The sequence below is a fragment of the Rathayibacter sp. Leaf185 genome, from assembly GCF_001423885.1.
GTDB lineage: Bacteria > Actinomycetota > Actinomycetes > Actinomycetales > Microbacteriaceae > Rathayibacter.
Map to the genome: position 1 here is coordinate 87,221 of NZ_LMPP01000004.1, position 25,812 is coordinate 113,032.

Below are 25,812 nucleotides of genomic sequence, written 5' to 3' on the forward strand. Positions count from 1 at the left end.
CGGGGATCGGTCCCCCGCCGCGGGTCCGCTCGGTATCCTTGACCCCATGGCACGCAGCACGGAACCGTCGACGAAGGCGGTCAAGGAACCCGGACGTCTCAAGCAGATGTGGCAGGTGTTCCAGATGACCCGCCGCTACGACAGCAGCGCGGTCTGGATCATCCTCCTCGCTGCTCTCCTGCCGGTGCTCGTCGGCGTCCTCCTCGGGGTCCTGCTCGGTGACGGCAACGGCTTCGTCATCGCACTCTGGGTGCTCGTCGGCGTGATGGCGGGCCTGGTCGCCGGCCTCGCGGTCCTCTCGCGTCGCGCCGAGCGCGCGGCCTACGGGCAGATCGCCGGACAGCCCGGGGCCGTCGGAGCAGTGCTCCGCAGCGGGCTCCGCGGCTCCTGGACCGGCGGCGAGATGCCGGTGGCCGTCAACGGCAAGACGCAGGACGCCGTGTACCGCGCCGTCGGTCGAGGTGGTGTCGTCCTGATCGCGGAGGGTCCCTCCGGCCGCACGAAGCGCATGCTCGACGACGAGCGCCGCAAGGTGACCCGCATCCTCCCGAACGTCCCGGTGACGTTCGTGCACGTGGGCCCCGATGCCGACGCGGTGCCGCTGCACAAGGTGCCGCGAACTCTCGCCAAGACCAAGAAGGCTCTGACGAAGGCCGAGATCCTGGCCGTCAAGAACCGTCTGGCGTCGTTGAACACCTCGTTGCCGATCCCGAAGGGCGTCGACCCGTTCAAGGTGCGCCCGCAGCGCTCCCGCTGACGACCTGACGAAGAGCCCGCGCCGTGACGGCGCGGGCTCTTCGCTGCCCGCTCGCAGTGCGGTGGCCGAACCTGTGCGGCGCAGGGGCCGCGCCACGGGATCAGTAGCGGACGAGCACCGTCCCGGCGACCTTGTCGTGGAAGCCGCGCTGATCCGAGTCCCAGACGAGGGCCGGCACGAGGATCGCGAGCAGAATCGAGCGCACCAGGGGCCGCCACACTCCGACCCAGCCGCCGCCGAGCCGGATGACGCGCATCCCGAGCAGGCGGTGCCCGATGCTCCCCCCGATCGTCGGGATGAACACGGCCTGCAGAACGATGAAGAGGATCAGACTCGCCCAGCGGTCGTAGCCGAAGAACGCCAGCGACAGCAGCGCCGGCACGACCAGGTCGACGGCGAGGGCAGCGGATCTCCGCCCCACCCGCCCGACCGACATCCGGCCCCGCTCCGGCAGTCCGAGTCGCTCCCCCGGCCACGAGCTCGGGCCGACGTCGGCGAAGGTCCTGGGAGTGGTTCCTGGCATCCCCCGATCCTATCCGCGGCGTGCCGTGGCTGATCGGGAGGGTGCCGTGAGCCGCGCCGTCGCCCCTCCGTAACATGCCGGAAACAATGGGGACACAGGAGGGAAACCCCCTGTCACTACCCTGGGACGGCTGCGTCCCGCAGCAACCCGTTATGCCATTGGAGACCTTTGCATGTTTAAAGATTCTTCCGAGGTGCTCAAGTTCATCAAGGACACGGACGTCAAGTTCCTCGACATCCGGTTCACCGATCTTCCCGGTGTCCAGCAGCACTTCAACATCCCCGCATCGACCGTGGACGAGGAGTTCTTCTCCGTCGGCCAGCTGTTCGACGGGTCGTCCATCCGCGGATTCGCGAACATCCACGAGTCGGACATGCAGCTGATCCCCGATGTGACGACGGCCTACGTGGACCCGTTCCGCGTCGAGCGCACGCTCATCCTGGTGTTCGACATCTACAACCCGCGCAACGGCGAGATCTACTCGAAGGACCCTCGCCAGGTCGCCAAGAAGGCCGAGAAGTACCTCGCCTCCACCGGCATCGCCGACACCGCGTTCTTCGCCCCCGAGGCGGAGTTCTACATCTTCGACGACGTCCGCTACGAGGTCACGCAGAACGCCGCGTTCCACGTCGTCGACTCGGTCGAGGGAGCCTGGAACTCGGGCCGCGTCGAAGAGGGCGGCAACCTCGGCAACAAGACGCCCTACAAGGGCGGCTACTTCCCCGTCTCGCCGGTCGACAAGACCGCCGACCTCCGCGACGACATCTGCCTCAAGCTGATCGACGCCGGCCTCATCCTCGAGCGCTCGCACCACGAGGTGGGCACCGGCGGGCAGCAGGAGATCAACTACCGCTTCGACACGATGGTCCACTCGGCGGACGACATCCTGAAGTTCAAGTACATCGTCAAGAACACGGCCGAGCAGTGGGGCAAGACCGCCACGTTCATGCCCAAGCCCCTCTTCGGAGACAACGGCTCGGGCATGCACACCCACCAGTCGCTCTGGAACGACGGCAAGCCGCTGTTCTACGATGAGAACGGCTACGGCGGCCTCTCGGACATCGCCCGCTGGTACATCGGCGGCCTGCTCAAGCACGCCCCCGCCGTCCTCGCGTTCACGAACCCGACGGTCAACTCGTACCACCGACTGATCCCGGGCTTTGAGGCTCCGGTCAACCTGGTCTACTCGGCCGGCAACCGTTCCGCGTCGATCCGCATCCCGATCACGGGTACGAACCCCAAGGCCAAGCGCATCGAGTTCCGCGCACCCGACGCCTCGGGCAACCCGTACCTCGCGTTCGCCGCGCAGCTCATGGCGGGCCTCGACGGCATCAAGAACCGCATCGAGCCGCACGAGCCCGTCGACAAGGACCTGTACGAGCTCCCCCCGGAGGAGGCCAAGCTCATCCCGCAGGTGCCCGCGACCCTCGAGGAGGCCCTGGCCGCCCTCGAGGCCGACCACGACTTCCTGCTGCAGGGCGGCGTGTTCACCCAGGAGCTCGTCGACACCTGGATCGACTACAAGCGCGAGAAGGAGATCAAGCCGCTCGCCCAGCGTCCGCACCCCTTCGAGTTCGAGCTGTACTACGGCGTCTAGCTAGAACCCGCGGAAGTAGCGGGGTTAGTCCGCAACGAGTCCGCACGAGCGGCCAGCACATGTGCAACGGCCGCTCGTGCGGACTCGTCTTTGTCGGGCCACATGTGCCCGTAGGTGTCGAGCGTCGTCTTCGCGGACGAGTGCCGCAGGCGGGCCTGCACCACCTTCACGTCGAGGCCGGACGCGATCAGCAGCGACGCAAAGTAGTGCCGGCAATCGTGAATCCGGAAGCCCTCCGGCAGCCCGTCGATCTTCGCGCGAGCCGTCCGGAACTGCTCCTCGATCGTGTACGGCGCGACGGGTCGCCCGTAGGCGCCGACGACCAGGGTGCTACTCCCCCACTTTGCCGGGACCCGGTTCAGCTCGAGCGCGAGCTCGGGCGGGATCGGGATCGGGGTGCGCGACATCTCCGTCTTGAGCGGCTCGGCCGGGTACTGGATCTCGGGTGAGATCACGCCACGCATGAAGTCGACGTCGACCGTGCGGAGAGCAGCGATCTCGGCGACGCGCAGGCCGGCGAACGCACCCAGGAGGATGACCGGCTTCATTCCCTCCGGCATCGCGTCGTACAGCGCCCAGATCTGCTCCGTCGTCGCGACGTAGGGACGTTGCTTCCCAGCGCCCGGCGACGTTCTCCTCGAGACCGGTGAGCGCGGCACGAGGCCGTCGTGCACCGCGTCGGAGAACAGGTGCGAGAGCCGCGCGTGCAGCGCGTAGACCGTCGAGTCCGCGAGCCCCTGTTCCTTGAGCGCCGCCGTCCAGGCCTTCACTTCTGACGGCCGGATGCTCGAGAGCGGGCGGGGCCCGAACGCCGCCCGGATGTGCGTGAGATGCGTCTTCGCCTGCCGCACGCTCGACGCCCTCTTCGTCGCGTAGCCGGCAATCCATCGGTCGCACCACTCGTCGACCGTCATCCGCGCCGTTTGCGGGTCGAGGTAGTCGCCCCGCACGACGGATGCCGTCACCGAGTCGAGCCAGTGCTGCGCCGACTCCGCTGGTGCTCGCGGGTTGTCCTTGTACCGGAAGTGCCGGGCGTGCTCCTTCCCGGCCGCGTCGCGGTAGCGGGCACGCCACTTCCCGTCAGGGCGCTTCTGAATGCTCGCCATCGGACTGCCAAGAGTTCAGTGCTTTGAAGAACACGGTGCCCGACACATCAGTGCCAGCGGTCTCGTCGAGCTTGCCGTAGAGCCGGTCACCAAGTTGCGACTCCACCTCTTCCTCTGACCGGATTCGCTCGAGAGTCGCTTTCACGCTTCTGACCGGCGAGTTGCCGACCCAGTCGAGCACGGACATTCCGACCCCACTCTGTTCGTTGAGCGACGCGTTCCAAGCCGCCACCGCGAGATGAAATTGCGTATCAACGTACTCGCGGACAACGCGCTCAATCTCCGCGTTCGCCTCCGTCATCTTGTGCATCCATGCGCGGACGGTTGCGTCCGCTTCCGAGGAGAGCAGATCTTCTACAAAGCCGCGTCCGATCGCGCCGACGACGGCTTGGGCCTCCGAGAGACGAAGGGGTCGTTCGCCCCGCTCGACTGAGCCCACGGTCACATGGGTCCACTTCCAGCCGCGTTGCCTCATCTTCTCGGCGAGCTCTCGCTGCGTCATGTCGCCGCGCAGCTTGATCAGGTTCGAGCCGATTTGCTCGTCAGGGGTGGTCATGAGGCTCATGCTACCGAATCTGACCGCGCCTGGTCGGGAACGGTTGCAATACCAAGCCTGGTGTGATTAGGATCTGTCCAAGCCCGGTAGTGATCGGGAACCACCCCTCTCGAAAGAAGGACCTGTTGAGCACGTCCAACGCCGCTCCGGTCGGAGCGCTACTGACCCTCGCCGAGACCGCGGCCCGTCTTCGGAAGTCCGAGAAGCAGCTCCGCTGGATGCTTCACCGAGGCACCGCGCCGAAGTCGGCGCTCATCGGCGGACGCCGCATGTTCCGCGAATCGGACGTCGAGGCGTTCATCGACGCCGCGTTCGCGGAGGCGTCCTGAGCAAGAAGAAAGCCCCCGGTGTGTCCAGCACCGAGGGCAACCAGTCCGAACCCAACCACTACGAAGGAGAACCAGTAATGAACCCGATCATCGCACAGACCGCCGTCCGACTCGCCGACCACATCGCCAGCGCTGCTTTGTTGCCAGTGCGGTGCTGGCGGTCGCGGAAGCTTTTCCACCTCGACCGGTCCCGCGCCGCCGCCGCTGCCCACTGGGCCGGCACGAACACGATGTCCTTGGAAGCGCTCATCTCGCGACCCGGTGAGATCGGGATCGCCCTCCGCGCGCTCCGCGGCAGAGCCGGCCTCTCCCTCCCTCGCGCCGCTCGCGCCATCGGGGTGAACACCGGCACGTTGTTCGGCATCGAGCACGGCTACATGTCGTTGTTGACCATCAACACGTTGTTGGCGGCTTCGTGCCTCTACGCCGACGCGTTGGGGGTGGCGCGATGACAACGACGGTGACGGCCACGGGCGGCGAGACGATCCGCGCCTCGACCCGCTCGAGCACGACCGGCACGCAGGAGGTCGTCCTCTGGACGAAGCGCGCGACCGTCGCGCTCACGCCAGACGAGGCCCGGGCGGTCGGCGTCGCTCTCCTCGACCAGGCGCTCCGCGCCGAGCGAGCAACCGACGACGACTGGCCCGATGAGGACTTGGAGCCGCCGTGCTGAACGACGAGATCGTGGTGCTCGACATGAGCATTGCCGAGGTGAAGAGCGCGGTGATGAAGCTCGGGCTGCTACGCGACGGCATCGAGGGGCAGTTCGCGAAGTACATCGAAGTCGTCTCGTCGCTGTACGAACGGCGGGCATGGATCGCTGCCGGCGTTCCGTCCTGGGAGGAGTTCGTGCAGCAGCACGACATCCTCGTGAGCTTGCCGCAGCAGGACCGGCAGGCGATCTCGGTCGCGCTGTCCGAGGGCGGTATGAGCACGCGGGCCATCGCGGCGACCCAGGGCGTCAGCCACGTCACCATCGGCAAGGACATCTCCGCTGCGAGTGGTAACCCGGTTACCACGCCGCCCGAACGGAAAGGGCGCCGTGGGTCCCTCCCCGACAGCTTCCGTAGCGCCATGTACGAGCTCGACCGGGTCGTCGCCCGAGTAGAACGGCTCGTCGCTTGCGATCGGTTCGCCCCGAATAGGGCCGCTCTTCGCGACGACTACTCGCGGCGCGTGCTGGATCTCGAGTCGCGGCTCGACGAGATCTACTCCGAGCTCGCACCGCCTCGCTCCTACGACGACGAGGAGGTGGATTAAGAGTGACCGACGCACGTCTTCCGGGGAGGTGGCTGACCGACCCGAACATCGAGGAGCTCTCCGACAAGGCGTGGCGCGTCATGACGGGGGCGCTGATGTGGTCGAACGAGCAGGGAACGGACGGCGAGATCCCGCGCCGCACTCTGCGCTTGTTGCACCCCGAGAACGTCGATGCCGGCACAGTCCTCGAGCTCGTCCGGTCCGGCTTCTGGGAGGCGCACGACAAGCACATGCAGATCCTCGGATGGGACCGCACTCAGACACGGGCTAGTGACGTCGAGTGGCAGCGAGAACGGAACCGGCAGAACCAGGCGGCCAAGCGGAGGCGGGACCAGATCAAGTCGATCAACGGCCGCAGAACGGAGCCGACGGTCGATCCGGACACGGGGGAAGTCACCGGTGACGTAAGCGGTGACGACAACGATTACGCCGGAGGACAGGACAGGACAGGCAAGGACAGGACAGGCACAGAACTAAGGGGTTCGTCACAAGTCGATTCCTGGCCTGTCGCAACCATCCCGAGGAGCACGGCATGACCACCACCGTCAGCAGCCCGGTCGATCCCGGCCCACGTTGCGACCGTCACGTCGGCGAGGTCTTCCCTCCCCGCTGCGTCGACTGCGAGCAGGAGATCGACTCCGAGCCTGGTACGCGATCTCGTTTCGGCGTCTACTCGCAGGTCGTTTGCCCGTTCCACCCGGGTTACTTCATCCCGTGCGATCGGTGCGCTCGAGACAGGGGGGACCGATGACCGACCCGCCCACCGCCGAGGTGATCCGGAGCACGTCCTACTACGCCGTCATCCGCTGCCCGTACTGCGGGCACAAGCACTCCCACCCCGACTACCGGCCCGGCTGGTGGGAGCACCGCACCGCCAAGTGCCTCCCGAAGGCCGGCACCACCATGACCGACCGGATGACCGGCTACCGATTCCGAGTCCCCAAGAAGGAGAACCGCTGATGCCCGACACCCCACCCGCAACACCGAAGCCCACGACGTCCTGGGACGCGGCGATGACCGCTGACCGCGATGCCGCCAGCGACCGCCGCCGAGCCGCCGAGGTCCTCTTCGGCATCAAGCCCACCACCGACAAGGAAGAGAGCACCACCCCGTGACGACCACCCTCAGCCGGATCCCCAAGGCCAGCGCCTTCACCGGCAGCCAGACCGACAACCTCATCGCGAGCTTCCTCGAGGATCTCGTCGCGCTCGGCGCCACGCTCCCCGAGGAGATCGTCAGCGCCGCAGAGCGCTGGACCATCGCCGACGACCGGCTCCGCAGCATGACCGGCCGCGCTGAACCGAGCTACTCGTCCGACGACCTCACCGCAGACGACTGGGCCGAGCGCCTCACCCGGTACGCGATCGCCAAGCAGGTGCACGACCGGGAGCCGTTCCTCGCGAACCCCGCCCGCGACTCCCTCGTCCGCGAGTTCATCCGCACCGCCCGGAGCCACCTCGACGCCCTCCGGGGGGAGCTGCACCGGATCTACTCCGAGAAGTACCCCCTCCTCCTCATCGACCCCGACACCGACCCCCATGTCACCCGGGGGGAGGCCGACGAGGCGCGAGCGTTCCGGACCGCCCTGCTCAACGCCATCGAGCGCCTCTGGGAGATCAACGCCAACGGGTACATCGAGAACCAGGTCAGCCCGACCGCGATCGACTGGTGCTCCCTCCACGAGTGGGACGCCGAGTCCTGGACGAAGCTCAACCAGATCACGAGGCAGGGCGGCACGATCTTCAACAAGGTGCCCGAGTCCTCGCCCGTGCGCTTCGGCATCGCCCTCGCCGCCGGCGGCACGCCCTCCATCGCCAAGAACCTCATCGAGGCCAGGCAGCGCGCCGCCGACATCCTCAACGTCGACCCGCGCTCCGGACGCTCCTACGTCGAGCTCGAGCCCATCGACATCAGCTGACCCAGCACCCCGACACGAGCCGGCCGGGACGGATGGGGCCACCATCCCCCCTCCCCCCGGTCGGCCGTCACTCCCGCGGCATAGTGACTTTTTTCACACGGGCCGCAACCACGTCTACCAATTCAATCCGTTACCACTTCCAACCCCTCCGAGAGGAACCCGCAATGCCTTCCACACGAGTAACCGACCTGTGGGTCGGCCCCACCCCGCCGCCCGACGAGGACCAGAAGCCGGGCACCTGCTGGATCAACACGTCCGGCCCGGGCCTGATCGTCAACAACTACGTCACCGACATCGAGGAGTGGAGCCGCTGATGACGAGCACGATCATGTTCCCCGCGGGCGAGTTCAAGCCCATGGAGGACGCGTCCGCGGCGATGCTCATCGGCACGCCAGGCACGAAGACGAACGCGGCGGTGATCGACGTCGTGGCGCCCATCGCCGCGGACGTCATCGCCAACGACGCGACCGCGATCAGCGCGGCGACCGCGCTCGTGAGCGCCGACCTCGCGACGCGGGATCTGGTCGAGGGCGATGACCGGCGCATCGCGCAGGAGTCGGAGGTCGACACCTGGGCCGAGGCGACAGTCGACCCCACCACCGGCGCCGTGCTGCGCGGAACCGACATGCAGGGGAAGACGTGGGCGTACCTCCGCGAGGACAGCGCCACCGACCAGGGGCCGATCTCAGGCCGTCTCCTCGTGACGCTCGAGAACGGCGAGTGGGCGAGCGCAACCGTCGATCCCGACACCATGGCTGTCCTCGAGGGCGTCCGCTTCGACGGCACCGTCTACCCCGAACCGACGACCGTCACCCCGGGCAACCCGAGCGGCGGGAGCTCGCTCAAGACGACCGAGCGCGCGATCGTCTCGGTCGGCGACTCGCTCACGTTCTCGTCGGGCACCACCTGGCCGGAGACGACTCTCGTCGCCGCGACGGGCCTCCCCGGCTACAACGTGGCCATGTTCGGGCAGCGCAGCCAGCACCAGGCGCTGCTCATGGGCGGCATCACCGGGCAGCTCACGTTCGCCGGCAACCAGCTCCCCGCCGGCGGCGTCGCGCCGGTCACGACGATGGGCCCGGACACGCACTACTGGGCAGCGTCGAGCGGCGCGGCCGACTGGATCTTCCCCGGCTCCGTGCTCACCACGGACGGCACCCGCGTTGACGGGCAGCTCGCGATCCTCGCGAATGGCGCCGGCAAGGAGTTCCGCTACCCGCCGCTGACCGCCGCGAAGCCCATCAAGGCGGCGAGCCCGTTCCGGTCGGCGTTCAAGGGCCTGATGTCCCGCCGGATCCACACGATCTGGCTCGGCCGGAACAACGTGACCGGGGACGACACGAGCCGTCTCCTCTCCGACGTCGAGTCGATCCTCGCCGAGATCGAGTCGACCCAGCGCCGCGCGCTCGTCATCGGGATCACACCCCGCATCGGCGAGGGCAAGTCGGCTACCGGCCAGCAGGCCACCCGCTACGCCCAGGTCATCGCCCGGAACGCGCAGTTGCGCGCAGCGATGGAAGCGCGCACGGACGGGCCGGCGTACTTCGACATGCACGGGTGGCTGCGCGACACCGCGCCGGGCGTGCTCGGCGTCACCCCCGACCCGGTCGCGATCGCCGACGACCAGATCACGCCCGCGCTCTACTCCGACGACACCCACTTCACCGCCGCGGTCTATGCCGCGATCGGCACCAAGGTCGGCCAGATCCTGGTCGCGAAAGGATGGACCCTCTAATGCCCCTCGGACGCATCAACTACGTGCCCTCCGGCTCCGTCGCCATGTCGGCAAGCCAGCTCGCCGCGCACCCCAAGCTCGTCACCCCCGACCTCCCCGCGACGGTCGCGCCGATCTCCCGGGCGCACGCGTTTCGGCGCCTCGTCAGCGCCTACCGCGGCCCGCTGTTCCGGATCCGGCGCAGCACGGACGGCCTCGAGCAGGACTGCGCCTCCGTGTCCGACGCGATCGCGTTCGTCGGCGCGGCGACCGGCACGCTCGTCACCTGGCACGACCAGTCCGGGAACGCCCGCCACCTCAGCCAGCCGACCGCGGCCGCGCAGCCGACGCTCATCCAGGCGGGAGTGCTCTCCACCACCGGGACGCGCGCGGCCGCCGTGTTCGACAACACCGAGGACTACATGACGAGCCCCGCCGTCGGCGCGTTCTCGGCCGGCGCGGCCAGCTACTTCGCGGTGCTCGAGCAGACCGCGCTCTCGACGCCCGGACGCGCAATCTTCCACGAGGCCGGCTCGTTCTCCCGGTACGTGCCCATGCAGCACTACACCGGCGGCACCTTCACGCAGTTCGGCCGCGACAACACGCCCACGATCTACCTGCCCGTCGCGCCGGCGCCCGAGACGCCCGTCGGCTTCGCGATCGGCATCCCGAAGCAGCTCACGGCGATCGACACCGGATCCGTGTTCCGGAAGCGCTCGAACCGGGCGCCGCTCGTAGACGTCGCCTACACCCGCGCCGGCACCACCACCGTGTCGGCGTTCCTCCTCAACGGGCAGGGAGGTACGGCCCCGACCGCATGGTGGGGCGGCAAGATCGCCGAGCTCATCGAGTTCCGCTCCGCCGTCTCCGACACCGACCGCAACGCCATCGAGACCAGCCAGAAGCTCTGGTTCAACCTCTAGGGCGCACACCACGAACGCCCCCTCGCTACTCCCCTCGGGAGCGGCGAGGGGGCGTTTCGTCGTGAGGGCGAGCCTCTAGCATCCGGTTATGACTCTCCGACTCAGATGCTTCGAGATCGTTCCAGCCGCCGCCGAAGGACCAGACGGACTCGAGGTGCGCGGACTAGGGAACGTGCCGCGCTGGCAGACGAAAGTGCTCGGCGGGCCGGTCTATACCTGGATAGTGATGATTGTCGACGACCCCGAAGCGGAGTTCGGAAACGTGCACCAAGGCTTCGACGTCCGCATCGCTATCGACGATCCCACCGGTGCTCGCATCCTTGAAGCTGGAATCACCTCGCCCAACATCTTGGGGTCAAGCACACGGCTGCCGGACAAGTCGACGCTGAACGTACAGCTCGAGATGCCCACCACCGTCGAAGGTGCATACAAGATCGAGGCGCGCGTTTTCGACTCGACAGGTCTCATAGGCCTGGAGGAGCGGCTGCTGTTCGTGATGGACGACTGAGACCCGTAAGCGTCGGTGGTCGCTCGTAGCCTCTGGACGCATGTCGCACCACTGGACTCCCATGAGCATGGTCTCCCGCTCGATCCTCCCGGGCGAGTGGAAGGTTGCGGACCGCACAGAGGATCTCGGGTGGATCCGGCTCGTCCAGTACCAGGGGCTACCGACCTACGTCTGCGTCACTCGAGACGGCTGGGTTGTCGGGGGCGGTGACACTCTCTCTGACGCAGCGCGTGCATTCCTCACATGGCGTCGGAGCCGGTGACCGAGCTTCTCGCAGACTTTCCTGGCCTACCGGCACTCCCGGACGGTCGGAGGGTGCGACGCGCGAGAGAGGCGCTGAGGAGTAGCGCGACCGATCTTTACCAGCGACGCTGTCAGTCATGGACAGCCCTCGCCTCGTGCACCTCTGGATCGTCGGCCGCCGCTCGCTCTGCGACAACCGCGCCTACCTCACCCCGCAGAACCCCGAGCACCCCCGCACGCGCGCGGAGATTCGCGAGGACTTCGAAGCGCCGTTCTGCGGATCGTGCCTGGTGCTACTCCGCACGCTGGAGGCGATGGCGAACGAGATCGTCGCTCATCGCGGCACCGTCTGGCCGGGTTCTGCCCGCCAAGCCATCGAGAACCTTCCGCCCAGCTGGGAGAAAGAGTGGGATCTCAAGCAGCTGGCGCAGTCGGCCCCGTTCTCAACCGCCTCGGTGCTGCAGTACTGGGATCCGGAAAGCGGCCTTGCTGAGAGCTCAGACATGGTGGCCGGCATCATTCCGAGAACGGACGAGCGCGAGCGGGCCGAGCTGGCAGCACTCGAGAGGCGGGAGTCGATCGGGCTCTCGGCCAGTAGCGGACCCGAGGGCGGGACCATCTCGTAGCTGACGAGAAGGTCGTCCACACTGTGGACACCCCGGGGGTGCGAACCTTGCACACTCCCCCTGGCGTCGGCAGTACCGACACCATCGCGCAAGGGCGTCGGCAGTACCGACGCCCTCAGCCGCGCTTAGGTCATCGGAAGGGTACGCGCTCAGCGCGTACTGCCGAGGGGGTCGCGAATCACTACCCCCTCCGAGGAGGGTGCGCAGAAATGCGTACCCCTGACGGAGGGGTCCCCAGATTGCGGGGACCCTTGGGGTGTGGCCCGAGTCCACACCCTGAGTCCGCAGCCAGTCCGCAAGAGTCCCGATCTGGCGCATTCAGCGGCAATCACCGACCACCACCAAATCCGCGAAATGGCGCGGGACGCAACCACTCCCCACCACCCGCAAACAGCGGCGGAAAGTTCGAGCTGTACTACGGGGTCTGATCCCGAGCACGACCACGAGGGCCGCTCTTCTCCGGAAGGGCGGCCCTCCGTCGTTCACGGTCTCTGCGCGAACGGCCGAGGGTCAGCGGTAGGAGGGAGCCTCGCCCTCGGCCGGGCCGTAGAAGCGGCGCTCGAAGACCGCGCGGGCGCGGCGCGTGATGCCGAGGTAGTCGTCCTCGAGGCGGGTGGCCGAGCCGGCCGGATACTCGAGCAGGCGGGCGACTCCGTCGAGCTGCTTGCGGTCGGTCGGCAGGACGTCGCTCGTCCGGTTCGTCCAGAGCGTCATCGCCGAGCGCACTCGGGAGGCGAACAACCAGGCCGCGCGCAGGCGCTCCGCGTCCGCCGGGGTCACCAGACCCGCCTCCTCGGCGACGGCGAGGGCGGTGAGGGTCGATGTCGTCCGGAGCGCCGGCACAGTCCTGGCGTGCTGGAGCTGCAGCAGCTGCACGAGCCACTCGACGTCGCTCAGCGAACCGCGGCCGAGCTTGAGGTGGCGCATCGGATCCGCGCCCTGGGGCAGGCGCTCCTTCTCGACGCGCGCCTTGATCCGCTTGACCTCGCGCACGTCGCGGTCCGGTATCGCGGCCGGGTAGCGCACGCCGTCGGCGAGGGCCTCGAAGTCGGCGATGAGTGCCGCGTCTCCCGCGACACCCCTGGCCCGCAGCAGTGCCTGTGCCTCCCACGTCAGCGACCAGCGCGCGTAGTAGGCCCGGTACGAGTCGAGCGAGCGGACGAGCAGCCCGTTCTTGCCCTCGGGACGCAGGTCGGCGTCGAGGTCGAGCGGGAGGCGGGAGTCCTCGGTCAGTCGCACCAGCTCGGAGACCAGGAACTGCCCGTAGAGCTGGGCGTCCCGCGGCTCACCCGGTCCCGGCCGCTGCACGTACATCAGGTCGGCGTCGGAGCCGAAGCCCAGCTCCGCTCCTCCGTAGCGCCCCATGCCGATCACGGCGAACTCCGCGTCGGACCCCGGTCGGGCAGCACTCGAGCGCCGGACGGCCGTGAGCACCCCGTTCAGCAGGGCCGTGATGATGTCGGTGAGGCTGCGGGCGATCTCCTCGATCGAGGTGAGCCCGAGAACTCCGCCCATGGCGGTACGCAGCACCTCACGGCGGCGCAGCGCGCGGAGGACCCCGGCCACCGCCTCCGGAGTGTCGTGCCGCGAGAGCACAGCGCGCACCTCCTCGCCGAGGGCCGCTGCACTGCGCGGGCGGAGGGCATCATCGTCCTCGAGCCAGGCCGCCGACTCAGGAATGCGGTCGAGCAGCTCGCCGACGAAGCGCGACCCGGAGAGCACCGTCGTCAGGCGCTTCGCGGCGCCGGAGGAGTCGCGCAGCATCCGGAGGAACCAGGGCGTACCGCCGAGAGTGTCGCTCAGTCTGCGGAAGGCGAGGAGCCCGTAGTCGGGGTCGGGACCGTCGGCGAACCACTGGAGCATCACCGGCACGAGGTGGCGCTGGATGCTCGCACGCCGCGACACTCCCGAGGTCATCGCGGCGATGTGGCCGAGCGCACCGCGGGCGTCGGTGAAGCCGATGGCGGCCAGCCGCGCCTCCGCCTGCCCGGTCGAGAGCTCCGCACCCCCGTCCGAGAGGGCGGCGACGGCCGAGAGCAGCGGACGGTAGAAGAGGCGCTCGTGCAGGCCGCGCACGCGGTGCTTGATGCCGTTCCAGACGGCCAGGAGCTCCTCGGCGCTGCGAGCGAGGCCACTCGAGCGGGCGAGGGTGCGGAGCTCGTGCTCGTCGCGCGGCATCAGGTGGGTGCGCCGCAGCCGCCGCAGCTGGAGGCGGTGCTCGAGGAGCCGAAGCGCGCGATAGTCCTTCGCGAACTCGTCCGCCGCCGCTCGGCCGATGTAGCCCCGGTCGGCGAGCGCTCCCAGGGCGAGCAGCGTACCCGGCATGTGGATCTCGTCGTCGGTCTGTCCGTGCACGAGCTGCAGGAGCTGCACCGTGAACTCGATGTCGCGCAGCCCGCCGGGGCCGAGCTTGATCTGGTAGTGCACGTCGTTCTGCGGGATGTTCTCAGTGACGCGCTCGCGCATCCGCTGGACCGACTCGACGAAGTTCTCGCGGGACGCGCTCGACCAGACCTTGGGGGCGACAGCGTCGACGTAGGCGCGGCCGAGCTCGGCATCGCCGGCCAGCGGTCGCGCCTTCAGCAGCGCCTGGAACTCCCAGCTCTTGGCCCAGCGGTCGTAGTAGGTGATGTGGGACTCGAGGGTGCGCACGAGCGCTCCCTGCTTGCCCTCGGGGCGGAGGTTCGGGTCGACCTCCCACAGCTCGGGCTCGAGCGCGAGGGCGGAGGTGCCGCGCATCAGGAGCACCGCCATCCGGGTCGCGATGTCGATCGCCCGGGCGTTCGACAGCTCGCGCTCCGGGTCGCCCTCGGCGACGAAGATGACGTCGACGTCGGAGACGTAGTTCAACTCGGACGCCCCGGCCTTGCCCATCCCGATGACGGCGAAGCGCGTGGCCTCGACCTCGGCGCGGGAGAACCTCCCGGGGCCGGCGCCCTCGACGAGGTCGGCGCGCGCCACGGCGAGCGACGCCTCCAGCGCCGCTCCGGCGAGGTCGGCCAGGGTGCGGCTGACGCGGTCGATCGCGGCGGCCGGGTCGGCCTGGCTCAGGTCGTGGACGACGATCCGGGTCAGGAGGCGGCGGTACCGGATGCGCAGGGCGGTCCAGCCCTCCTCCTCCCGCAGAGTGGCGAAACCGTCGACAGCACCCACGGAGTCGAGGAGATCGCGCCGGAGTGCGGCTCGCCCGGGAAGCGTGAGGACGGGGTCGCTGAACCCTGCCAACTCGGCGGGGCGGCGCTGGAGGAAGTCGGCGAGCCCTGAGGACGCCCCGAGCACCAGCAGGAGCCGGGTCAGGGCCTCGTCGTCGTCGAGGATCGCACTGAGGTGCTGCCGATGGCTCCGGAGCAGGTCGATCAGCGCACGGAGCGCGGCATCCGGATCCGCCACCCTCGCGAACGCGGGGTCGATCGAGTCGAGCGAGCGGTCCGCGAGCTGCTCCGCCTCGGCGAGGCGCGCCCCGGTCTCACCGAGCTCGGCGAATCCGAGGCGCGCGAAGTCGCTGAGAGTGCGTTCGCGAGCCATGGGGAGAAGGGGTCAGAGCATCTCGAGGTTGCTGCGCAGCTCGTACGGCGTCACCTGCGCGCGGTACTCGGCCCAGTCCTTGCGCTTGTTGAGCAGCACGAAGTTGAACACCTGCTCACCGAGCGTCTCGGCGACGAGCTCCGACTCCTCCATCAGCGAGATGGCGCGGTCGAGGCTGGCCGGGAGCGGGCTGTAGCCGAGGGCGCGACGCTCCGCGTCCGACAGCGACCAGACGTTGTCCTCGGCCTCGGCCGGGAGCTCGTAGCCCTCCTCGATGCCCTTGAGGCCGGCGGCGAGGAGCAGCGAGTAGGCGAGGTAGGGGTTCGCCGCCGAGTCGAGCGCGCGGTATTCGATACGGGAGGACTGACCCTTGTTGGGCTTGTAGAGCGGCACGCGCACGAGCGCCGAGCGGTTGTTGTGACCCCACGAGACGTAGCTGGGCGCTTCGTCGCCTCCCCAGAGGCGCTTGTAGGAGTTGACGAACTGGTTCGTCACGGCGGTGATCTCGGGGGCGTGCTTGAGCAGGCCCGCGATGAACTGGCGGCCGAGCTTGGACAGCTGGTACTGCGCTCCCTGCTCGTAGAAGACGTTGACATCGCCCTCGAAGAGCGAGAGGTGCGTGTGCATTCCCGAGCCCGGGTGGCCGGAGAGCGGCTTGGGCATGAAGGTCGCGTAGACGCCCTGCTCGATCGCCACCTCCTTGATGACCGTGCGGAAGGTCATGATGTTGTCGGCCGTGGTGAGAGCGTCGGCGTAGCGCAGGTCGATCTCGTTCTGACCGGGGCCCGCCTCGTGGTGGCTGAACTCGACCGAGATTCCGAGATCCTCGAGCATCCGGACCGAACGGCGACGGAAGTCGTGGGCCGTGCCGCCGGGGACGTTGTCGAAGTAGCCGGCGGAGTCGACGGGCTCGGGACCCTCGGCGCCGAAAGTCGACGACTTGAGCAGGTAGAACTCGATCTCGGGATGCGTGTAGAAGGTGAACCCGCGCTCGGCGGCCTTCGCGAGCGTGCGCTTGAGCACGTTGCGCGGATCCGCGACGGCGGGCTGCCCGTCGGGCGTCGTGATGTCGCAGAACATCCGCGCGGTCGGGTCGATCTCGCCACGCCACGGGAGGATCTGGAAGGTCGACGGATCCGGGTGTGCCAGGACGTCGGCCTCGAAGGAGCGGGTGAGCCCCTCGATCGCGGAGCCGTCGAAGCCGAGACCCTCGGCGAACGCCCCCTCGACCTCGGCCGGTGCGATGGCGACCGACTTGAGAGTGCCGACGACGTCGGTGAACCAGAGGCGAACGAATTTGATCCCTCGCTCTTCGATCGTGCGAAGAACGAAGTCCCGTTGCTTGTCCATCAAGGCCCTTCCTGTTTCGCCTCTAAGGCTAGTGGCTCCACGCCGGGTGCGGCGGTGGGCTCCCCGGCCCGCAGTGCGACGCGCGCCTAGACTGGCGCCTATGTCAGCGCAGCCCGTGAAACGCGTTCGAACCCGCCACTTCCAGAATGCGAAGGAGTCGGGGGTGCGGATCACCGGCCTGACGAGCTACGACCAGCTGACCGCCCGCATCTTCGACGAGGCGGGAATCGACTTCCTCCTCGTGGGCGACTCCGCCGGGAACAACGTGCTCGGCTACGACACGACGCTGCCCGTCACCGTCGACGAGCTCATCCCGTTCGCGCGTGCTGTCGCGGGGGCCGTGGAGCGCGCGTTCGTCGTCGCGGACATGCCGTTCGGCTCGTACGAGTCGGGCCCCGACGACGCGCTCCACACCGCGTTCCGCTTCATGAAGGAGACGCACGCGCACGCCGTGAAGCTGGAAGGCGGTGTCCGCTCGGCCGAGCAGATCCGGCGGATCGTCGATGCCGGGATCCCCGTCATGGCGCACATCGGCTTCACGCCGCAGAGCGAGCACGGCCTCGGCGGTCACATCGTGCAGGGCCGCGGAGAGGGACTCGAGCAGCTCCTCGCCGACGCGCGTGCCGTGCAGGAGGCGGGGGCCTTCGCCGTCGTCCTCGAGATGGTCCCGAGCGACGCCGCCCGCCAGGTGACCGAGGAGCTGCGCATCCCGACGATCGGAGTCGGTGCCGGTCCGCACGTCGACGGGCAGCTGCTCGTGTGGACCGACTTCGCCGGATTCACGACGGGCCGCGTCCCCCGCTTCGTCAAGCAGTACGCCGACCTCCGAGGGGTGCTGACCGGAGCGGTCACCGCCTACCGCGACGACGTCGAGTCGGGCGCCTACCCGGCACCCGAGCACAGCTACGAGTAGTCAGCGGTCCTCCGCCGCGTCCTCCTCAGCCCACTTCCGGCTGTTCTCGTGCAGCTTCTCGAGCGCGTGCTCGGCCTCCTGCTGAGACGAGAAGGGGCCGACGCGGTCGACGGAGGGGGACACGAATCCCTGCTCCACCGCCCCGGACTTGAGGTTGTACCACCAGGAGTTCGCGTCACCGTCAGACATGCGCCCGATCATACGCCGAGGTGTCGGGGCCGGTCCCGCCCCCGTTCCCCGCGGTGTCGCTTCGCTAGCATGACCGGTATGACTGCTGCGACGACCGCCATCGGAATCGACATCGGGGGGACCGGCATCAAGGGGGCGCTCGTCGACCTCGCGGAGGGGAAGCTCCTGAGCGACCGGATGAAGGTCGCGACGCCCGAAGGCGGGCGGCCCGAGGACATCGTCGACACGGTGCAGCAGATCCTCGCGATGATCCCGGACGCCGCCCCCGGCACCCCTGTCGGCATCTGCTTCCCGGCGGCCGTGGTCCACGGCCGGACGATGTCGGCGGCGAACGTCTCGGACGAGTGGATCGGCCTCGAGGCCGAGAAGCTGTTCGAGGACGCGATCGGCCGGGACATCTTCTTCGTCAACGACGCCGACGCCGCGGGGTATGCGGAGTCGCAGTTCGGGGCCGCGAAGGACAAGAAGGGCCTGGTCCTGATGACCACCCTCGGCACCGGCATCGGCACCGCGCAGATCTACGACGGCGTCCTGATCCCGAACGCCGAGCTCGGCCACCTCGAGATCCACGGCGGCGACTACGAGAAGAAGGCGTCGTTCGCGGCGAAGGAGCGCGAGGACCTCGACTACAAGCACTGGGCGAAGCGCCTGCAGCGCTACTACTCGCACCTCGAGGCCCTGCTCTGGCCCGACCTGATCATCGTGGGCGGAGGCGTCTCGAAGCACCACGAGGAGTTCCTGCCCCTCCTCGACCTGCGCACCCCCATCGTGCCCGCCGTTCTCCGCAACAACGCCGGCATCCTCGGCGCCGCCGCCCTCGCCGGAGGCGGCGTGCGGAGGTAGAGGTCCTCCCGCGGCGGTCGGGGACCGCCGCGGTGTGAGCACCCGGCCGGCCCCGAAGGCCGCAGAAGCCCGCTGCGCTAACGCGCAACGGGCTTCAGTGGGCGAAGGGGCCGGCTGATACGCCGGGTTCTGTTCACGCCGCGCCTCTCGGCGGGCGCTGGACGGCCATCTCTCTCGGAGTCACGTTGCCGTGACCCTCCAGCGGTCTACCCGAGGACCCGACGAGCAGCCGCATCGTCCTCTGTCTGACCTTGCTCCGGGCGAGGTTTACCGAGCGAGCCGGATCACTCCGGCCCCTGGTGGTCTCTTACACCACCGTTTCACCCTTACCGCGGGCCGGAGCCCGTGGCGGTCTGCTTTCTGTGGCACTGTCTCGCGGGTCACCCCGGGTGGGTGTTACCCACCGCCCTGCTCTGCGGAGCCCGGACGTTCCTCGGCGCCGGGGCTCTCGCCCCGGCGACGCGACCGTCTTGCCGGCCCGTTCGCGAACCCAGTGTACGGCTCCGGTCAGGCGAGGGTCGACTCGTCGCCGCGGACGAGGATGCACTGGCTGTCGGGGCACAGCACGACGTCGTCGGGAGCAGAGGCACGGATCCAGGACAGGTCGGACTCGGTGAGGGCGACTCCGCTCCCCTCCGACACCTTGCCGCGGAGCAGGGCAGCGCCGATTCCGTAGCGGGCACGCTGCTTCTCGTAGAGCTCCACCAGATCCTCGGGAATGGTCGCGACGACGGAGGCGCGGTCGCGGGCGAGCGCCTCCTGCTTGTCGGCGAGCTTCGCCGCCTGCGCGTCGCGCTCCTCGGCGAGGGTCTCCAGGGCGGCGACGACCTCGTCGCGCTCGGCCTGGGCGGCGGCGACCTCGGCCTCGATGCCCTCGATGCGCTCCATCAGGGTGAGCTCGATGTCCTCGAGGTCTCCGCGGCGCTTGACCAGCGACGTGATCTCGCCCTCGAGCGCGGCGATGTCCTTGGTCGACGAGGCGGTCTGCAGGCGTTCGCGGTCGCGCGCGAGTCGCTTCTCGACGACCGTGACGTCGGACTCGATGCGGCCGAGCTCGGTGCGGACGTCCTCGACACGTCCCACCCGCTCGGCGAGGCTCCGGCGGGTCTGCGCGTCGCGGGCCTGCATCGCCTGGATCTTCGCGATCTGCGGGAGGGTCGCGATGGCGTGGCGCAGCTGGGCACCTCGCGTGTCGAGACTCTGCAGGGTCAAGAGCTCGCGCTGGTCTGCGGGGCTGGCTTTCACGTCGCGGTCCTCGTTCCCGGCACGGAGGGTGGCGTGCCGCATCCATTCTCCCGTGCCTGCCGCCGGCTAGTGGACGATCGCGAAATCCCAGGGGTCGGTACGGGTCTCACTGACCGTGACGGAGACGGTGGGCAGGGCCTCGCGCAGTGCCGCGGCGGCGACATCGAGCCAGAGCCACTCGCTCGCCCAGTGCGAGACGTCGATGAGGGCCGGGCCCGTACCGTGCAGGGCCTTCTCCCGCGCCTCCGATGCGGGGTGGTGCCGCAGGTCGGCGGTCACGTAGACGTCGCTGGTCCTGACGGCTGTCTCGTCGAGGAGCGAATCGCCCGCGCCTCCGCAGAGCGAGACGCGGCGGACGGCAGCGTCGTAGCCCCCGGCGACCCGCACTCCCCCAGCAGTGGCGGGCAGCAGCTCGGCGACGGCCCGGGCGAGGCGGCCCAGGGTCACCTCCTCGGGGAGGTCGCCGACACGCCCGAGGCCGACGGACGGGTCGGCTCCGGGGACGATCGGGGTGGTGCCGGTGAGCCCGAGCCGGGTCGCGATGACGTCGGAGACGCCGTCGGCGACGATGTCGGCGTTCGTGTGGGCCGAGACGAGGGCGCAGCCGCCCCGGATGAGATCGGCGAGGAGGCGTCCTTTGTAGCCGTCCTCTGCGATCGACGTGACCCCGCGCAGCAGGAGGGGGTGGTGGGCGACGAGGAGCTGGTACCCGCCGCCGACCGCCTCGGCGACGGTGTCGGAGACCACATCGACCGTGAGCAGGATCCGCTCGACGGGGGCGTCGGGGTCACCGGTCACGAGGCCGGGTGCATCCCACCCCTCCGCAGCCTCCTCCGGCCAGAGTCGGTCGATGACAGCGTGGACGTCGCGCAGGCTGGGCATGACTCCAGGGTAGAGCCGGCGGTCAGTGCGCGTGATCCGACTCGACGTCACGGATCTCGGCGTCGGCGGCGGACGCGTCCTCGTCGAGGTCTGCCGCGAGGTAGTCGTCGGATTCCGGAAGGCGGACGGTGATGCCGCCGTACTGCTCGACGGCCAGCTCGCCGTGCAACCCGGAGGCGGCCAGCACATGGCCGCCGACGCCTCCTGTCACGTCGACGAAGTGCATGTGCAGACCTGCGACGCTGATGCCCTGGAACGGCCGCGGCCCGATGAAGCCGACCAGCGTGCCCTCGACTCCGCTCAGGTGGATCTCGCGCTGGTCGTGCATCGCGTCGGCGAGCCGGAGGTACGGCTTGATCTGCGCGATCGGCTGGCGGAGCGTCAGCCGGCCGAAGCGGCCGCGGACACGCACGCCGACGAAGACGTTGGGGCTCGGCACGACGCGCCTCACGGCTCCGAGGAGCTCGTCGAGAGAGTCGACGCTCTCGAGCACCTCGGAGGACCCGGGGGTGAATCGTGCGATCTCGGCGAAGGCGATGGTGTCCTCCGGCTCGAGGACTGTGACGGACCCGTCACCCCGGAAGAGGCGGTGCACGCCGTCGAGCACCACGAGCTCGCCGTCCATGTGGTCGCCGCAGCCGAGGCCGAAATCGCCGGCGCTGTCGGCCTCGGCCCGCGAGACGACTCCGTCGAAGAGGCCGGCCAGCAGTGCGTCGACGATGGAGAACTGGGTGATGAGGCCGCGCGGCGCGGTCGGGGTCGGCATGTAGCCAGTCTGGCGCAGGGAGCGGTGCCGGCAGTGGCCCCACTTCGGCTCCTGCCGCACCATGCAGCCGTTAACGACGGAAGCCGCCCTGAGGCGGCTTCCGTCGTGCGGTGGATCCGAGGGGATTCGAACCCCTGACCCCCTGCATGCCATGCAGGTGCGCTACCAGCTGCGCCACGGACCCTTGGTGCGCTTCTCGAACTGGAGACCCGAGCCTCTCGGCTCGCTCCTCCGCCCGGCGGAAGCAACTCGAATAAACTACAACACGATCTGCGTGAGGAGAAATCGAGCGGCGTCGCCGGGCGTGTTCGTCAGTTCGAGGCGGCCGCGGAGTCGACAGCCACAGCGCTGTCGACGCTCGTGCCGGCGATACTGAACGGGACGGTCGGGCAGTCCTTCCAGAGGCGCTCGAGCGAGTAGTACATGCGGTCCTCCTCGTGGAAGACGTGCACGACGAGGTCGCCGAAGTCGAGGAGGATCCAGCGGCCCTCGGCGCGTCCCTCGCGGCGCAGGAGCTTCGCCCCGGAGTCGTTCAGGCGGTCCTCGACCTCGTTGGCGATCGCGACGACGTTGCGCTCGGAGCGCCCCGTGACGAGGAAGAAGATGTCGACCAGAGGGAGCGGACCCGACACGTCGAGCGCGACCAGATCCTCCCCGCCCTTGGAGTCGGCGGCAGTGGCCGCGAGCTGGAGCAGTGCGCGGGCGGAATCGGTCGCAGTCATGAAGCCTTCAGTGTCGATGGTGGATCAGAAGATGTTGAGGACGAAGCCGCCGATGAACAGCGCTATCGAGGCCACGAGGAGGACCGCCGCCGTGATGGCGAGGACGACGGGAGTGCTGATGCCGGTCCGCTTCTGCGGCGCGATCATTGCGGTACCCGCGGCGTGGGTCGAGACCGCGCTCGACGCGCGCACCGGCTCCGATTCGGAGGCGGGCTGCTCACGGTCGATGCGATCGACGTAGCGGTCGACGTCCGGGGAGTCGTAGAGGTTGGGATGCTGGCCCGTCGAGCCGAGGCTGCGCGGGAGGTCGAAGGATCCGGTGACCAGGACCTCACCGGTGTCGACCTTGGTGTCGCCGGACGTCGGCAGGATCAGCGCGTTCGTCGTGGTGACCGCTCCGGTCGAGGCGACGCCGCTGGCGATGAGGGAGTCGAACGAGGCGTCGACCTCCTCCTTCGACTTGCTGTCGAGCTCGTCGGTGATGGCGAGGTGCTCGATCGGCGGGTGGAAGCTGCCGGTGATCTCGGTCGCCTTCTCGTCGGCGATGTCGAGGGAGCCGCCGACCGTGGCGAACAGGGCGGTGTTCAACTTGGGCTGCTCGGCGACCGCGAACTCGCCGCTGGTCCCAGAGGAGGGCAGCGCGGCGGCACGGTCGAGCGCACCCTCCACGTCCGACTTCTCGTCGTGGGTCGGCTCGTTCGCGGCGGGCGGCTCCTCTACCCCGGCGGCAAGCGTCTCGTTCTCGGCAGCGGGCGGCGCGGGATCATCGACCGGCGTCGCGGCGACCTGCTCGGCCTGCTGCTTCGCCAGGAGAGCACGCAGCTCGCGACGGGTGAGCGGACGCTCTCCGTCGGGAGTGACGATGTCGATCGAGGAGGTGCGCAGCTCGGGCTCGCCCGCCGGAGTCGGTTCGACGGCCGTCACGCGGATGGTCTGCGTCGGCGTCAGGATCGGCATCTCGCCGGCCGCCGTCGTGGAGGCCGTCGCGGCTCGTCGGGAAGTGGTCGGCACGGCGGCGGGGGCGGCACCGGCCTCGCGTCGCTCGCGCTCGCGGATCTCGCGCCGGGTGAGCGGCGTCTCCTCGGGCTGAACTGTCATGACGTACTCCGATACAGGTGGTGCTTCGAGATGTACTGGACGACACCATCGGGAACCAGATACCAGACCGGATCACCCCGGTTCACGCGGCTCCGACAATCCGTCGAGGAAATCGCTAGCGCCGGAATTTCCAACAAGGATACGTCCTGGGCCGGTAAACCCGAAACGTTCAGCACGTGGCCCGGGCGGCTGACGGCGACGAAGTGGGCCAGTTCCCACAGCTCGTCGTAGTCCTTCCAGCTCAGGATCTGCGCCACGGCGTCGGCTCCCGTGATGAAGAACAGCTCGGCGTCCGGATGCGCGAGGTGGATGTCGCGCAGGGTGTCGATCGTGTACGTGGTGCCGATCCGGTCGACATCGACACGGCTCACGGTGAAGCGCGGATTCGACGCGGTCGCGATGACCGTCATCAGGTAGCGGTGCTCGGCCGAGGTCACCGTCTTCTTGTGCCACGGCTGACCTGTCGGCACGAAGACGACCTCGTCGAGGTCGAAGGACTGCGCCACCTCGGAGGCGGCGACCAGGTGGCCGTGGTGGATCGGGTCGAACGTGCCGCCCATCACGCCGATGCGGGGACGCCGCGGGTCTCCGCTGACGGCGGACGTCACGATGGTGGCGCCTCCGGACTAGTGGCCGTGGCCGTGCTGATCGTGCGAGGCACCCGCGGTCTTGTGCGAGTGGCGGTTCGCGACGTCGCGGTAGCTCCAGGTGACGAAGCCGAGCGCCGTGAAGGCGACAGCGGCGATCAGCCCGAAGACGATGGCCGGGAACGGCAGCTCGACGTGCGTCGAGGCCTCTGCGAGAACGGTCGTCGCCAGGGACATGAGGTGCTCCTTGAAGGTCGGGATGCCCCGAGGGGCTCCGTCGAGTCTAGTCGGACGCTAGGCGCGGACCTGCCCGGCGCCGCGCAGGAGCCACTTCGTGCTCGTCAGCTCGGGCAGGCCCATCGGGCCGCGCGCGTGCAGCTTCTGCGTCGAGATGCCGACCTCGGCGCCGAAGCCGAACTCGCCTCCGTCGGTGAAGCGCGTCGAGGCGTTCACCATCACGACGGCGGAGTCGACCTCGGCGAGGAAGCGCTCGGCGTTCCGGAGGTCGTTGGTGACGATGGACTCGGTGTGGTGGGTGGAGTAGCGCGCGATGTGCTCCATCGCCGCGTCGAGGTCGTCGACCACGGCGACCGCGATGTCGAGCGAGTAGTACTCGGCCGACCAGTCCTCCTCCGTGGCCTCGACGCCGTCGGGGAAGATCGCGCGGACGCGCTCGTCGCCGTGAACGGTCACGCCTGCGCGAGCGAGGCGGCCGAGGACGGGCGGCAGCAGACGCTCGGCGGCGTCGCGGTGCACGAGGAGGGTCTCGAGTGCGTTGCAGGTGCTCGGGCGCTGCGTCTTGGCGTTGTGCACGATGTCGACGGACCACTGCTCATCGGCGGTCGCGTCGAGGAAGACGTGGACGACTCCCGCGCCGGTCTCGATCACGGGCACGGTCGACTCCGTCACCACCGACTCGATCAGGCCGGCGCTCCCCCGCGGGACCAGGACGTCGACGAAGCCACGCGCCCGCATCAGCGCCTTCGCACCCTCGCGGCCGTGGTCGTCGACCGTCTGGACGAGCTCTGCCGGCAGTCCGACCGAGGCGACGGCCTCCTGGAGGAGCTCGACGAGGATCCGGTTGGTGTTCTCGGCCGCACTGCCGCCGCGGAGGATCACGGCGTTGCCGCTCTTGAGCGCGAGCGCGGCGATGTCGATGGTGACATTGGGACGGGCCTCGTAGATCGCTCCGACGACGCCGAAGGGCACCCTGACCTGCGTCAGCGAGGCGCCGTTGGGGAGGTTCGACCCGCGGACGGTCTGCCCGACGGGGTCGACCAGCCCGGCGACCGCGACGACGGCGTCGGCGAGCGAGCCGAGGCGGGCCTCATCGAGGCGGAGCCTGTCCTGCAGTCCGGCGCTCATGCCGTTCTCACGGCCGTTGGCGAGGTCGAGCTCGTTCGCGGGGACGATGCGCTCCGCGCCGGCGCGGACCGCCTCGGCGATCGCGAGCAGGGCGCGGTTCTTGAGGTCGGTGGTGGCGCTGCGGAGGGAGCGGGAGGCCGTCCGGGAGGCGGTGAAGCGCTCCGTGAGGGCGGCGCTGCGATCGAGGGTCGTCTGCGGCATCCGGCCAGTGTATTCGCTGGCGCGAGGCCGACAGCCGGCTCCTGCGACGGCGCAGGAGCCCGCTCG

General features: G+C 69.0%; 31 protein-coding genes, 1 tRNA gene and 1 other RNA gene. 17 read left to right on the forward strand and 16 right to left on the reverse strand.

What is annotated here, in order from left to right; translation table 11 throughout:
* Nucleotides 1–46: 46 nt before the first annotated feature.
* Nucleotides 47–757 carry a DUF4191 domain-containing protein gene (locus ASG06_RS14620; RefSeq protein WP_056043784.1) on the forward strand — a complete coding sequence of 237 codons (711 nt, stop codon included), beginning with the start codon at nucleotides 47–49 and terminating at the stop codon, nucleotides 755–757.
* Between the two features lie 100 nt (nucleotides 758–857).
* Here ASG06_RS14620 and ASG06_RS14625 read toward each other — a convergent pair whose 3' ends face one another.
* Nucleotides 858–1,280: an RDD family protein gene (locus ASG06_RS14625; protein WP_056043789.1), complete on the reverse strand. Its 423-nt coding sequence runs from the start codon at nucleotides 1,278–1,280 to the stop codon at nucleotides 858–860.
* A 172-nt stretch (nucleotides 1,281–1,452) separates the two neighbouring features.
* Between ASG06_RS14625 and glnA the strand changes: the two genes are divergently transcribed.
* Nucleotides 1,453–2,877 (forward strand): type I glutamate--ammonia ligase, encoded by a 1,425-nt coding sequence (gene glnA, locus ASG06_RS14630; RefSeq protein ID WP_056043791.1) that lies wholly within the window; start codon nucleotides 1,453–1,455, stop codon nucleotides 2,875–2,877.
* Here glnA and ASG06_RS14635 read toward each other — a convergent pair.
* Both ASG06_RS14635 and ASG06_RS14640 read right to left on the reverse strand, forming a co-directional pair.
* Complete coding sequence (locus ASG06_RS14635) at nucleotides 2,874–3,983, reverse strand: tyrosine-type recombinase/integrase (protein WP_056043794.1); 1,110 nt, start codon at nucleotides 3,981–3,983, stop codon at nucleotides 2,874–2,876. The genes glnA and ASG06_RS14635 overlap by 4 nt on opposite strands.
* Nucleotides 3,958–4,539 (reverse strand): helix-turn-helix domain-containing protein, encoded by a 582-nt coding sequence (locus ASG06_RS14640; RefSeq protein ID WP_156465996.1) that lies wholly within the window; start codon nucleotides 4,537–4,539, stop codon nucleotides 3,958–3,960. Before ASG06_RS14640 ends, ASG06_RS14635 begins: the two co-directional genes overlap by 26 nt.
* Before the next feature lie 125 nt (nucleotides 4,540–4,664).
* On the opposite strand from ASG06_RS14640, the gene ASG06_RS14645 reads away from it, so the two are divergent.
* From ASG06_RS14645 to ASG06_RS14700, 13 genes are all read left to right on the forward strand, one after another.
* Entirely contained in the window at nucleotides 4,665–4,868 is a 204-nt protein-coding gene (locus tag ASG06_RS14645) for a helix-turn-helix transcriptional regulator (RefSeq protein ID WP_056043802.1), read from the forward strand.
* Nucleotides 4,869–4,945: 77 nt separating this feature from the next.
* On the forward strand, nucleotides 4,946–5,320 hold the full coding sequence (locus tag ASG06_RS14650) for a helix-turn-helix domain-containing protein (RefSeq protein ID WP_056043804.1): 375 nt from the start codon (nucleotides 4,946–4,948) through the stop codon (nucleotides 5,318–5,320).
* Complete coding sequence (locus ASG06_RS14655) at nucleotides 5,317–5,541, forward strand: hypothetical protein (RefSeq protein ID WP_156465997.1); 225 nt, start codon at nucleotides 5,317–5,319, stop codon at nucleotides 5,539–5,541. Before ASG06_RS14650 ends, ASG06_RS14655 begins: the two co-directional genes overlap by 4 nt.
* Nucleotides 5,535–6,128: a hypothetical protein gene (locus ASG06_RS14660; RefSeq protein WP_056043810.1), complete on the forward strand. Its 594-nt coding sequence runs from the start codon at nucleotides 5,535–5,537 to the stop codon at nucleotides 6,126–6,128. The genes ASG06_RS14655 and ASG06_RS14660 overlap by 7 nt, the downstream gene beginning before the upstream one ends.
* Before the next feature lie 2 nt (nucleotides 6,129–6,130).
* The gene (locus tag ASG06_RS14665; protein ID WP_056043813.1) at nucleotides 6,131–6,664 is read left to right on the forward strand and encodes a hypothetical protein; all 534 of its coding nucleotides are present in this window, start codon (nucleotides 6,131–6,133) and stop codon (nucleotides 6,662–6,664) included.
* A gap of 211 nt (nucleotides 6,665–6,875) precedes the next feature.
* The gene (locus ASG06_RS14670; protein ID WP_056043816.1) at nucleotides 6,876–7,088 is read left to right on the forward strand and encodes a hypothetical protein; all 213 of its coding nucleotides are present in this window, start codon (nucleotides 6,876–6,878) and stop codon (nucleotides 7,086–7,088) included.
* Nucleotides 7,088–7,243 carry a hypothetical protein gene (locus tag ASG06_RS20025; RefSeq protein ID WP_156465998.1) on the forward strand — a complete coding sequence of 52 codons (156 nt, stop codon included), beginning with the start codon at nucleotides 7,088–7,090 and terminating at the stop codon, nucleotides 7,241–7,243. Before ASG06_RS14670 ends, ASG06_RS20025 begins: the two co-directional genes overlap by 1 nt.
* Nucleotides 7,240–8,046, forward strand: a complete 807-nt coding sequence (locus tag ASG06_RS14675; RefSeq protein WP_056043819.1) for a hypothetical protein — start codon at nucleotides 7,240–7,242, stop codon at nucleotides 8,044–8,046. Before ASG06_RS20025 ends, ASG06_RS14675 begins: the two co-directional genes overlap by 4 nt.
* Before the next feature lie 164 nt (nucleotides 8,047–8,210).
* Complete coding sequence (locus ASG06_RS20030; protein ID WP_156465999.1) at nucleotides 8,211–8,360, forward strand: hypothetical protein; 150 nt, start codon at nucleotides 8,211–8,213, stop codon at nucleotides 8,358–8,360.
* On the forward strand, nucleotides 8,360–9,781 hold the full coding sequence (locus tag ASG06_RS14680) for an SGNH/GDSL hydrolase family protein (RefSeq protein WP_156466000.1): 1,422 nt from the start codon (nucleotides 8,360–8,362) through the stop codon (nucleotides 9,779–9,781). The genes ASG06_RS20030 and ASG06_RS14680 overlap by 1 nt, the downstream gene beginning before the upstream one ends.
* The gene (locus tag ASG06_RS14685) at nucleotides 9,781–10,683 is read left to right on the forward strand and encodes a hypothetical protein (RefSeq protein ID WP_056043824.1); all 903 of its coding nucleotides are present in this window, start codon (nucleotides 9,781–9,783) and stop codon (nucleotides 10,681–10,683) included. The genes ASG06_RS14680 and ASG06_RS14685 overlap by 1 nt, the downstream gene beginning before the upstream one ends.
* An 88-nt stretch (nucleotides 10,684–10,771) precedes the next feature.
* A complete protein-coding gene (locus ASG06_RS14690; RefSeq protein WP_156466001.1) occupies nucleotides 10,772–11,191 on the forward strand; it encodes a hypothetical protein in 420 nt (139 codons plus the stop codon).
* A 380-nt stretch (nucleotides 11,192–11,571) separates the two neighbouring features.
* On the forward strand, nucleotides 11,572–12,060 hold the full coding sequence (locus tag ASG06_RS14700; protein WP_056043830.1) for a hypothetical protein: 489 nt from the start codon (nucleotides 11,572–11,574) through the stop codon (nucleotides 12,058–12,060).
* Nucleotides 12,061–12,570: 510 nt separating this feature from the next.
* On the opposite strand, the gene ASG06_RS14705 is transcribed toward ASG06_RS14700, so the two are convergent.
* On the reverse strand, nucleotides 12,571–15,585 hold the full coding sequence (locus tag ASG06_RS14705; protein ID WP_056043832.1) for a bifunctional [glutamine synthetase] adenylyltransferase/[glutamine synthetase]-adenylyl-L-tyrosine phosphorylase: 3,015 nt from the start codon (nucleotides 15,583–15,585) through the stop codon (nucleotides 12,571–12,573).
* A 12-nt stretch (nucleotides 15,586–15,597) separates the two neighbouring features.
* On the reverse strand, nucleotides 15,598–16,935 hold the full coding sequence (locus ASG06_RS14710) for a glutamine synthetase family protein (RefSeq protein WP_056043835.1): 1,338 nt from the start codon (nucleotides 16,933–16,935) through the stop codon (nucleotides 15,598–15,600).
* 100 nt (nucleotides 16,936–17,035) lie between these two features.
* Between ASG06_RS14710 and panB the strand changes: the two genes are divergently transcribed.
* A complete protein-coding gene (gene panB / locus ASG06_RS14715) occupies nucleotides 17,036–17,848 on the forward strand; it encodes a 3-methyl-2-oxobutanoate hydroxymethyltransferase (protein WP_056043837.1) in 813 nt (270 codons plus the stop codon).
* On the opposite strand, the gene ASG06_RS14720 is transcribed toward panB, so the two are convergent.
* Complete coding sequence (locus tag ASG06_RS14720) at nucleotides 17,849–18,037, reverse strand: SPOR domain-containing protein (RefSeq protein ID WP_056044574.1); 189 nt, start codon at nucleotides 18,035–18,037, stop codon at nucleotides 17,849–17,851.
* Between the two features lie 78 nt (nucleotides 18,038–18,115).
* Here ASG06_RS14720 and ppgK point away from each other — a divergent pair, with 78 nt between their 5' ends.
* On the forward strand, nucleotides 18,116–18,880 hold the full coding sequence (gene ppgK, locus ASG06_RS14725) for a polyphosphate--glucose phosphotransferase (protein WP_056043841.1): 765 nt from the start codon (nucleotides 18,116–18,118) through the stop codon (nucleotides 18,878–18,880).
* 102 nt (nucleotides 18,881–18,982) lie between these two features.
* Here ppgK and rnpB read toward each other — a convergent pair.
* The 10 genes from rnpB to ASG06_RS14770 all read right to left on the reverse strand — a co-directional run bounded on the left by rnpB (nucleotide 18,983) and on the right by ASG06_RS14770 (nucleotide 25,746).
* Nucleotides 18,983–19,361, reverse strand: an RNA gene (rnpB, locus tag ASG06_RS16060) — RNase P RNA component class A.
* 26 nt (nucleotides 19,362–19,387) lie between these two features.
* Entirely contained in the window at nucleotides 19,388–20,125 is a 738-nt protein-coding gene (locus ASG06_RS14730; protein WP_056044576.1) for a zinc ribbon domain-containing protein, read from the reverse strand.
* Nucleotides 20,126–20,191: 66 nt separating this feature from the next.
* The gene (locus tag ASG06_RS14735) at nucleotides 20,192–21,007 is read right to left on the reverse strand and encodes a Nif3-like dinuclear metal center hexameric protein (RefSeq protein WP_056043844.1); all 816 of its coding nucleotides are present in this window, start codon (nucleotides 21,005–21,007) and stop codon (nucleotides 20,192–20,194) included.
* A gap of 22 nt (nucleotides 21,008–21,029) precedes the next feature.
* Entirely contained in the window at nucleotides 21,030–21,773 is a 744-nt protein-coding gene (locus ASG06_RS14740; protein ID WP_056074159.1) for an acetolactate decarboxylase, read from the reverse strand.
* Between the two features lie 111 nt (nucleotides 21,774–21,884).
* A tRNA-Ala gene (locus tag ASG06_RS14745) sits at nucleotides 21,885–21,957 on the reverse strand.
* 127 nt (nucleotides 21,958–22,084) lie between these two features.
* Complete coding sequence (gene rsfS, locus ASG06_RS14750; protein WP_056043850.1) at nucleotides 22,085–22,495, reverse strand: ribosome silencing factor; 411 nt, start codon at nucleotides 22,493–22,495, stop codon at nucleotides 22,085–22,087.
* Between the two features lie 24 nt (nucleotides 22,496–22,519).
* The gene (locus ASG06_RS14755; RefSeq protein ID WP_056043852.1) at nucleotides 22,520–23,593 is read right to left on the reverse strand and encodes a hypothetical protein; all 1,074 of its coding nucleotides are present in this window, start codon (nucleotides 23,591–23,593) and stop codon (nucleotides 22,520–22,522) included.
* Nucleotides 23,590–24,201, reverse strand: a complete 612-nt coding sequence (nadD, locus tag ASG06_RS14760) for a nicotinate-nucleotide adenylyltransferase (RefSeq protein ID WP_082499271.1) — start codon at nucleotides 24,199–24,201, stop codon at nucleotides 23,590–23,592. Before nadD ends, ASG06_RS14755 begins: the two co-directional genes overlap by 4 nt.
* A gap of 18 nt (nucleotides 24,202–24,219) precedes the next feature.
* Nucleotides 24,220–24,417 (reverse strand): hypothetical protein, encoded by a 198-nt coding sequence (locus ASG06_RS14765; RefSeq protein WP_056043860.1) that lies wholly within the window; start codon nucleotides 24,415–24,417, stop codon nucleotides 24,220–24,222.
* A gap of 57 nt (nucleotides 24,418–24,474) precedes the next feature.
* Entirely contained in the window at nucleotides 24,475–25,746 is a 1,272-nt protein-coding gene (locus ASG06_RS14770) for a glutamate-5-semialdehyde dehydrogenase (protein WP_056043864.1), read from the reverse strand.
* Nucleotides 25,747–25,812 lie beyond the last annotated feature (66 nt).